Here is a 5,377-nt window from a genome sequence, read left to right as displayed (position 1 = left end):
GCTCGCCACAAATGTGACTTTAAGCCGAACATAATGTTCACAAATTTTCCTTTTCCCGCCCTTCGATGAGTTTTTTCAATCGAAGTCGGGTGGCTGTGCGCGCATTTATCGGCTACCATTTTCGCAAATGAACATTAATGTTCGAATTCCAAGACGAAAAAATCGCGAGGCCAGCCGATGAACCCTTCCACCTTGCCTGCTCCACCGCTTGCCGAAGTCTATGACGTTGCCGTTATCGGTGGCGGGATCAATGGCGTCGGCATTGCAGCAGACGCAGCCGGTCGCGGATTGTCGGTATTCCTTTGCGAAAAGGACGACCTGGCCAGCCACACCTCGTCCGCCAGCAGCAAGCTGATCCACGGTGGCCTGCGCTACCTCGAACATTACGAATTCCGCCTGGTGCGCGAAGCCCTGGCCGAGCGTGAAGTATTGCTGGCCAAGGCCCCGCATATCGTCAAGCAAATGCGTTTCGTATTGCCGCACCGCCCGCACCTGCGCCCGGCGTGGATGATCCGTGCCGGTCTGTTCCTGTATGACAACCTCGGCAAGCGCGAAAAACTCGCCGGCTCGAAAAGCCTCAAGTTCGGCCCCGACAGCCCGCTGAAAAGCGAAATCACCAAAGGCTTCGAATATTCCGACTGCTGGGTGGATGACGCCCGTCTCGTCGTGCTGAACGCCATGGCCGCCCGCGAAAAAGGCGCGCACATCCACACCCAGACCCGCTGCATCAGCGCCCACCGCAGCAACGGCATGTGGGAAATGAACATGGAACGCGCCGATGGCAGCCTGTTCTCGATCCGTGCTCGCGCACTGGTGAACGCCGCCGGCCCGTGGGTCGCCAAGTTCATCAAGGACGACCTGAAGCTGGATTCGCCTTACGGCATCCGCCTGATCCAGGGCAGCCACCTGATCGTGCCGAAACTCTACGAAGGCGCCCACGCGCATATCCTGCAGAACGAAGACCAGCGCATCGTCTTCACCATTCCGTACCTGAACCACCTGACCATCATTGGCACCACCGACCGCGAATACACCGGTGACCCGGCTGCCGTTGCGATCACCGAAGGTGAAACGGACTACATGCTGAAAGTGGTCAACGCGCATTTCAAAAAGCAGTTGAGCCGCGACGACATCGTCCACACCTACTCCGGCGTGCGCCCGCTGTGCAACGACGAGTCGGATAACCCATCGGCCATCACCCGCGACTACACCCTGGCACTGTCCGGTGGCACGGGCGAGGCGCCGATTCTGTCGGTATTCGGCGGCAAGCTGACCACCTATCGCAAGCTTGCCGAGTCGGCGATGGCGCAACTCGCGCCGTATTTCACCCAGATGCGCCCAAGCTGGACCGCCAAAGCCAGCCTGCCGGGCGGCGAAGACATGACCACACCAGAAGCCCTGGCCGAGGCCATCCGTAGCAAATTCGACTGGGTGCCGAGTGAAATCGCGCGCCGCTGGTCCACCACCTACGGCAGCCGCACCTGGCGCCTGCTGGAAGGCGTGCAGTCGCTGGCGGACCTGGGCGAGCACCTGGGCGGTGGCCTGTACACCCGCGAGGTTGATTACCTGTGCGCCGAGGAATGGGCGACCCAACCTCAGGACGTGCTGTGGCGCCGCACCAAGCTGGGCCTGTTCACCACCCCGGAAGAACAGGCCAACGTGCAGCGTTACCTGTCCACTGTTGAGCAGAACCGCAGCAAGATCGAAGCAGCCTGATCCCTTCCTGTGTAGGAGCGAGCTTGCTCGCGAAACACCTGAGAACGCCGCGTTTATCCAGCATAAACGCGGCGTTTTTGCGTTTTTTTCGCGAGCAAGCTCGCTCCTACAGAGATGCCGCACAACATTCGGTTTTCCGAACGCCGCACTAAGGCCTATTCGGTTTGCCGGATTAAAACGTGAAATTCAGCGCGTCATACAAAGTTAATCTTCATATATATCAAATAGTTAATCATTTATTTCAGGCCTGGCACGACTCATGCTCTACACTCTTGGACGATTGCCTGGGACGCCTCAGGAGCCGTCACGGGCATTCGCTGTACAAGAGAGCCGTTTAGCCGGCTTCATAAAAAAAACAAATGTCGAGGAAGTATTGATGCGCATCGTTCCCCATATTCTGGGCGCAGCTATCGCTGCTGCTCTGATCAGCACTCCAGTTTTCGCCGCCGAACTCACCGGCACGCTGAAGAAGATCAACGACTCCGGCACCATCACTCTCGCTCACCGCGACAGCTCCATTCCGTTTTCCTACATCGCGGATGGTTCGGGCAAACCCGTGGGCTACTCCCATGACATTCAGTTGGCCGTCGTCGAGCAACTGAAAAAAGACCTGAACAAACCCGACCTGAAGGCCAAGTACAACCTGGTCACCTCGCAAACCCGTATTCCGCTGATCCAGAACGGCACTGCGGACCTCGAGTGCGGCTCCACCACCAACAACGCCGAACGCGCCCAGCAAGTTGATTTCACCGTCAACATCTTCGAAATCGGCACCCGTCTGCTGGTCAAGAAAGACAAGGATGGCAAGCCGACCTACGCCGACTTCGCTGACCTGAAAGGCAAGAACGTCGTGACCACCGCTGGCACCACGTCCGAGCGCATCATCAAAGCGATGAACGCCGACAAGCAAATGGGCATGAACGTCATCTCCGCCAAAGACCACGGCGAATCCTTCCAGATGCTGGAAAGCGGCCGTGCCGTTGCCTTCATGATGGACGATGCCCTGCTGGCCGGTGAAGAAGCCAAGGCCAAGAAGCCGGACGACTGGGTCATCACCGGTACTCCGCAATCCTTCGAAGCCTACGCGTGCATGGTGCGTAAAGACGACCCATCCTTCAAGAAAGCGGTCGATGACGCCATCGTTGCCCTGTACAAATCCGGCGAGATCAACAAGATCTACAGCAAGTGGTTCGAGAGCCCGATCCCACCAAAAGGCCTGAACCTGAACTTCCCGATGAGCGACAAGGTGAAGGAGCTGATCGCCAACCCAAGCGACAAGCCAGCGCCTGACGTAAAAATCTGATACCTGACTAAGCTTATCTCCTGAGGGAGCCAACCTCCCTCAGGCGTCTGTTACTACCTGCTGGCTTTATTTTGGAACACTCGACCTGGCGGTTTTCGAGCCGATCGCGTGTGCCTGGCGTTCACCGTCAGGCGGGAAAGGATCTTCCCCAAGCGGGTGCTTGTACATCGATCGACTTCGAGGGGAGACCCTAATGAATTACAACTGGGACTGGGGCGTGTTCTTCAAGTCCACTGGCGTGGGCAGCGAGACTTATCTCGACTGGTACATCGCCGGCTTGGGCTGGACCATCGCCATCGCTGTCGTGGCATGGATTATCGCCTTGCTGCTGGGGTCCATTCTGGGCGTCATGCGCACCGTGCCAAACCGCATCGTATCGGGCATCGCGACCTGCTACGTGGAACTGTTTCGTAACGTGCCGCTGCTGGTTCAGCTGTTCATCTGGTACTTCCTGGTACCCGACATGCTGCCGCAGAACCTGCAGGACTGGTACAAACAAGACCTCAACCCGACCACCTCGGCCTACCTGAGCGTTGTCGTGTGCCTGGGCTTGTTCACCGCCGCCCGTGTGTGTGAGCAAGTGCGTACCGGCATCCAGGCGCTGCCACGCGGCCAGGAATCCGCTGCGCGCGCCATGGGCTTCAAGCTGCCGCAGATCTACTGGAACGTGCTGCTGCCACAAGCCTACCGGATCATCATTCCGCCGCTCACCTCGGAATTCCTCAACGTCTTCAAGAACTCCTCCGTGGCGTCCTTGATCGGCCTGATGGAACTGCTGGCGCAAACCAAACAGACCGCCGAGTTCTCGGCCAACCTGTTTGAAGCCTTCACCCTGGCCACGCTGATCTACTTCACCCTGAACATGAGCCTGATGCTGCTCATGCGCCTGGTCGAGAAGAAAGTCGCAGTGCCCGGCCTGATCTCCGTGGGGGGTAAATAATGGACTTCGATTTCAGCGGCATCATCCCCGCTATCCCAGGCCTGTGGAACGGCATGGTCATGACCTTGCAGTTGATGGTCATGGGCGTGGTCGGCGGCATTGCGCTGGGTACGGTCCTGGCGCTGATGCGCCTGTCGTCCAGCAAACTGCTGTCGCGCGTGGCCGGCGCTTATGTGAACTACTTCCGCTCGATCCCGCTGCTGCTGGTGATCACCTGGTTCTACCTGGCGGTGCCGTTCGTGTTGCGCTGGATCACCGGCGAAGACACGCCGATCGGTGCGTTCACCTCCTGCGTCGTGGCCTTCATGATGTTCGAAGCCGCGTACTTCTGCGAAATCGTACGGGCCGGCGTGCAGTCGATCCCTAAAGGCCAGATGGCGGCGGCACAGGCGATGGGCATGACCTATGGCCAGACCATGCGCCTGATCATCCTGCCCCAGGCGTTCCGCAAGATGACCCCGTTGCTGCTGCAACAGTCGATCATCCTGTTCCAGGACACCTCGCTGGTCTACACCGTGGGCCTGGTGGACTTCCTCAACTCCGCCCGCTCCAACGGCGACATCATCGGCCGCTCCAACGAGTTCCTGATCTTTGCCGGTGTCGTCTACTTCATCATCAGCTTTTCCGCCTCGCTGCTGGTCAAGCGTCTGCAAAAAAGGTTTGCCGTATGATCTCTATCAAGAACATCAACAAGTGGTATGGCGACTTCCAGGTGCTGACCGATTGCAGCACCGAGGTTAAAAAAGGCGAAGTGATCGTGGTGTGCGGGCCTTCGGGCTCGGGCAAATCCACCCTGATCAAGTGCGTCAACGCGCTGGAACCGTTCCAGAAGGGCGATATCGTGGTCGACGGCACCTCCATCGCCGACCCGAAGACCAACCTGCCGAAACTGCGTTCGCGCGTGGGCATGGTGTTCCAGCACTTCGAACTGTTCCCGCACCTGACCATCACCGAGAACCTGACCATCGCGCAGATCAAGGTACTCGGCCGCAGCAAGGAAGAAGCCACCAAGAAAGGCCTGCAACTGCTCGACCGCGTCGGCCTGTCAGCACACGCCCACAAGCACCCTGGCCAACTCTCCGGTGGTCAGCAACAACGCGTGGCGATTGCCCGCGCCCTGGCCATGGACCCGATCGTCATGCTGTTCGACGAACCAACCTCGGCCCTCGACCCGGAAATGGTCAACGAAGTACTCGACGTAATGGTGCAACTGGCCCACGAAGGCATGACCATGATGTGCGTGACCCACGAAATGGGCTTCGCCCGCAAAGTGGCCGACCGCGTGATCTTCATGGACGCCGGCAAGATCATCGAAGACTGCCCGAAAGAAGAATTCTTCGGCGACATCAGCGCCCGCTCCGAACGCGCGCAGCACTTCCTTGAGAAAATCCTGCAGCACTAAAAAGCAACTCGCTCCT

At 58.6% G+C, this 5,377-nt stretch carries 5 protein-coding genes; all 5 read left to right on the top strand.

Features of this window, described 5'->3' with window-relative positions:
• Positions 1 to 177: 177 nt before the first annotated feature.
• The 5 genes from glpD (at position 178) to HX793_RS21085 (ending at position 5,361) form a co-directional block, all read left to right on the top strand.
• On the top strand, positions 178 to 1,716 hold the full coding sequence (glpD, locus tag HX793_RS21105; protein ID WP_016977961.1) for a glycerol-3-phosphate dehydrogenase: 1,539 nt from the start codon (positions 178 to 180) through the stop codon (positions 1,714 to 1,716).
• Positions 1,717 to 2,092: 376 nt separating this feature from the next.
• The gene (locus HX793_RS21100) at positions 2,093 to 3,019 is read left to right on the top strand and encodes a glutamate/aspartate ABC transporter substrate-binding protein (protein ID WP_177053272.1); all 927 of its coding nucleotides are present in this window, start codon (positions 2,093 to 2,095) and stop codon (positions 3,017 to 3,019) included.
• 193 nt (positions 3,020 to 3,212) lie between these two features.
• The gene (locus HX793_RS21095) at positions 3,213 to 3,959 is read left to right on the top strand and encodes an amino acid ABC transporter permease (RefSeq protein WP_010212762.1); all 747 of its coding nucleotides are present in this window, start codon (positions 3,213 to 3,215) and stop codon (positions 3,957 to 3,959) included.
• A complete protein-coding gene (locus HX793_RS21090; protein ID WP_010212763.1) occupies positions 3,959 to 4,630 on the top strand; it encodes an amino acid ABC transporter permease in 672 nt (223 codons plus the stop codon). Before HX793_RS21095 ends, HX793_RS21090 begins: the two co-directional genes overlap by 1 nt.
• Positions 4,627 to 5,361 (top strand): amino acid ABC transporter ATP-binding protein, encoded by a 735-nt coding sequence (locus tag HX793_RS21085; protein ID WP_003188952.1) that lies wholly within the window; start codon positions 4,627 to 4,629, stop codon positions 5,359 to 5,361. Before HX793_RS21090 ends, HX793_RS21085 begins: the two co-directional genes overlap by 4 nt.
• Positions 5,362 to 5,377 lie beyond the last annotated feature (16 nt).

The organism is Pseudomonas reactans, assembly GCF_013387025.1.
In the GTDB taxonomy this organism is placed as follows: domain Bacteria; phylum Pseudomonadota; class Gammaproteobacteria; order Pseudomonadales; family Pseudomonadaceae; genus Aquipseudomonas; species Aquipseudomonas reactans.
The sequence above is the reverse complement of the archived record's forward strand: the minus strand, read 5'-3'. Positions and strand labels throughout refer to the sequence as shown.